This window comes from Blautia faecis, assembly GCF_027662325.1.
In the GTDB taxonomy this organism is placed as follows: domain Bacteria; phylum Bacillota; class Clostridia; order Lachnospirales; family Lachnospiraceae; genus Blautia_A; species Blautia_A faecis.
Map to the genome: position 1 here is coordinate 1 of NZ_JAQDKY010000084.1, position 3,341 is coordinate 3,341.

3 protein-coding genes are annotated in these 3,341 nt (G+C 42.6%); all 3 read right to left on the reverse strand.

Annotation, left to right across the window (positions count from 1 at the left end; translation table 11 throughout):
* Window positions 1-383: 383 nt before the first annotated feature.
* The 3 genes from PGQ38_RS19055 to PGQ38_RS19065 all read right to left on the reverse strand — a co-directional run bounded on the left by PGQ38_RS19055 (window position 384) and on the right by PGQ38_RS19065 (window position 3,120).
* On the reverse strand, window positions 384-557 hold the full coding sequence (locus PGQ38_RS19055; protein WP_270433128.1) for a hypothetical protein: 174 nt from the start codon (window positions 555-557) through the stop codon (window positions 384-386).
* Between the two features lie 58 nt (window positions 558-615).
* Entirely contained in the window at window positions 616-1,614 is a 999-nt protein-coding gene (locus PGQ38_RS19060; RefSeq protein ID WP_270433130.1) for an alpha/beta fold hydrolase, read from the reverse strand.
* 153 nt (window positions 1,615-1,767) lie between these two features.
* Window positions 1,768-3,120 (reverse strand): MFS transporter, encoded by a 1,353-nt coding sequence (locus PGQ38_RS19065; protein ID WP_270433131.1) that lies wholly within the window; start codon window positions 3,118-3,120, stop codon window positions 1,768-1,770.
* Between the last annotated feature and the right edge of the window lie 221 nt (window positions 3,121-3,341).

Genomic DNA, 3,341 nt, shown 5'->3' on the forward strand with positions numbered 1-3,341 from the left:
TACTAAATCTTGACATAGGACCACAATTGTTACGTCACCGATGATTACGGACTGCTTCGCGATCTTTGCTGTTTTATCTATTTTTACATTTTTGTAGTTCATTTGGCTTTCCCCGATCTGATAATAATATTATTAGGTAAATATCAATCCTTTTCCATTATAGTAACATACCAAAAAGAGAATGTATATTCTTTCCTAAAGTTGCTTGAGCGTATATCAATTTTTTCTATTAACCTTTCTTCTGTTCAAAGTACAATCATACTTAAAAAATGGTTTTTGTTACTGAGTAAGGTCTTTTGACTGGAAAAGAGTGCTCGTTTCTTTTTTTATGCAAACAAAAATAAAATAGGGCAGCCTCCAAAGCCACCCTCAATATACTTTAATTATCCAAACAACATCCCTGCCACTTTCTCCAGTTCCCGCCGTTCTTCCACATCATCATAAGACTTTTCCCTGTCATCAATTCCTTTCACCACATTTATTGAAAAAAGCCCATCTTTGTTGCAGTAGATCAGTTCTGTGACTCCCAGCTTATCAGCAAGCTGCAATTGTGTCATTTTGTTTCTTTCACGTAGTTACTACACTAATAATCTTCGTTTATAGGCAACGCCAAACTTATTTTTCTTCCAAAAACTTTTCTATTTTATCCCAATAAACTTCCATCGTCTCATCCCCGCCACAATATATCTCATGTTTCGTCCCGGGCATGTAGACATATTCGCAGGGGGAAACACCGCGCTTTCTGATTTTCGCTGCGAATTTCCGAAGTGCGCGGACGGATACGAAATCGTCTTTTTCGGCCTGAAAAATAAGGAGTGGGGACTGGAGTTTCTTCCAGCCGTAGTATCTTAAATACCAGCTCATTTTTATGGATGCTTTCAGCCAGCCATAGGATGGTGCACAGGTCTGGAGAAACTGTTTTTCTTTTCGCAGGTCGTTGTACCATATAAATTTAGGTTCGGAGGTGCCAGCGCTGGTTTGGAAGGTGTCGGTTCCGTCGTAAGGTTTCTGGCCTAAGACATAGTACTCTTCCTTTCCCCAAAGGCATTCTGCATGGGCGATCAGTACGGTCAACGGCCAGGGCACGCCTCCGGTGAGCGGTTTAATCATAGGCGAGCTTAATATCACTTTATGAAAAAGAGCGGGTTCCCAGGCTGCAGCGATTGCGCCGATTGCACCGCCCATGGAGTGGGAAAAAAGGTTCAGGGGCAACTCCGGGTATGCCCTTTTGATTTCGTGGCATACTTTCAAAAAATCCCTTACATACCGCTTCCAGATATCAATATGTACCAATGAGGGATCTGCTGTCAGGCGGTAGCTTTGACCGTGTCCTATATGTTCTGGCATGTATACGTGATAGCCAGCCTGTAAAAAATAGTAAATCAACTCCTCATATTTTGGTGCGCCTTCTGTGAAACCATGACTGATCACCACCACCCCCACAGGATTCTCTGCCAGATAACGCTTCACATGGATTTTTCCCGTAATTCCATTTTTCCCATGGTAAATGTCTTCTGCTCCGGGAATGTATCCCTCCCGGCAATGGACTTTTAAATAAAGTTCCACCTCATTTTCCATAATATATAAATATTCGTTTTCCTGTATTATTTTCACTCCAAAACTCCCCTTACAAGCAGCTTATAAAATCATAAAAAACAATCATCACGATTCACAAATTCCTGATAACATAACTCATTCAAAAGTATCTAAAAAAAGATATACTGCGACATGTGTGTTACAATTTACGAGAGGCTTAATACTTTATTACTATCCCCCAATAATCCCATTAATCTTCTTCTCATTATAAAACACCAGAATAATTCCGCCCACCATACAGAACACCGCTGCGCCAAAGGCTGCGATTCTATAACCTGTTCCGTCTCCTGTTCCGATGGTAGAAACAGCAGTAAAGATTAGCATGGAAAGACTCTGACCCAGTTTGAATGCAAAGGTTCTTGCCGCATAAAACATTCCTTCCCGGTTGCTTCCGGATGTGATGGAATCACTCTGGGCGATGTCTGCCACCACCGCCTGGGGCAAAATTCCGAAAATTGCCATGGGAAGTGCTGCCACCACCGTCAGGATCAGTCCCTGTACAGTTTCCGGAATAAAGCTCATTTTTCCCATAAATCCGGTATAGAAATAAGCAAGGCTGAAGACAGCGAATGCAAACAGGATCATTTTTTTCTTACCCAGCTTCGGGGTAAGCTTATTTACCGGAATGTAAAATACTAAAGACAATGCTGTCATCCCCACAAAATACAGGGTTGTCATTGTCTCCGGCAGCTTCAGAAGACTGGTTACGAAAAAAGGCAGACCTGTCTGAAACATGGTAAGGGCGATCCAGTAAAAAATATCGGAGCCAACAAATTTACAAAATTCTCCGTTCTTAAACGTAGCAGTCAGGGAGCGAAAAGCAGACTCTTTTGCTGGAACTGTGTCCACGTAATCCTTTTCCCGAATGCAAAATACCGGTATCAGCATGCAGATAAATGCCACCACTGCCATCAGCGTAAAGGTGACACGGATGGCGCCAACACGTCCAAATGCCGGGATAAATGCACCCCAGATAGTTGGTGCCAGGTATGCAACTGCAGTTCCTGCAATGAATGTAAAGGAAATCACCGTAGAAATGTTAAGCCGCTCCTGCTGGGTATGTCCCAGCTCCGGGATCAAGGCATTATACGGTGTGCAATAAGCTGTAATGGAAAGGTAATAGGCCAGAACCATCACCAGCAAAAACGCTGCATTGAGCCAGCTTTTCTCATTGATCGGGGACCAGAACACTAACACTGTGGAAAGTGCCAGAGGCAGGGACGCCCATTTCAGGAACGGAATTCGCCGTCCATTTTTGGACGTACACCGGTCTGACCAGGACGCGATCATAGGATCTGTGAAAGCATCAAAAATTCTTCCGAAGGCTGTGATTCCTCCGATAATGGTGAAAATGCCAAGCACCACCAGTCCCTGGGGAATAAATACAGTCTGCCCCTGGCTGATGGCGGTTTCATCTGGCTGATAAAAATACACAAGCCAGTTTGAAATGATTCCGGACAACATTGCCCATCCAAACTGACCTGCTGCAAACTGCCAGATTTTTGCTGTTGTAAGTTTCTTCATCACGTACTTACCTCCTGCTTCTTTATATAATGATAGTATCATTTTTGTGCCCGCTTCACAATATACGAATCATTACTATTGCACAATTTTCACAGAATTTGTTACTACTTTACAGGTAATATTTCACTTTACAGTTCTTTTCCCTTTAAATATAATATCATGATGATACCAGGGTCAATCATGACCACCGGCTTAGCCCAACATCATAAACTTAAGAAAAA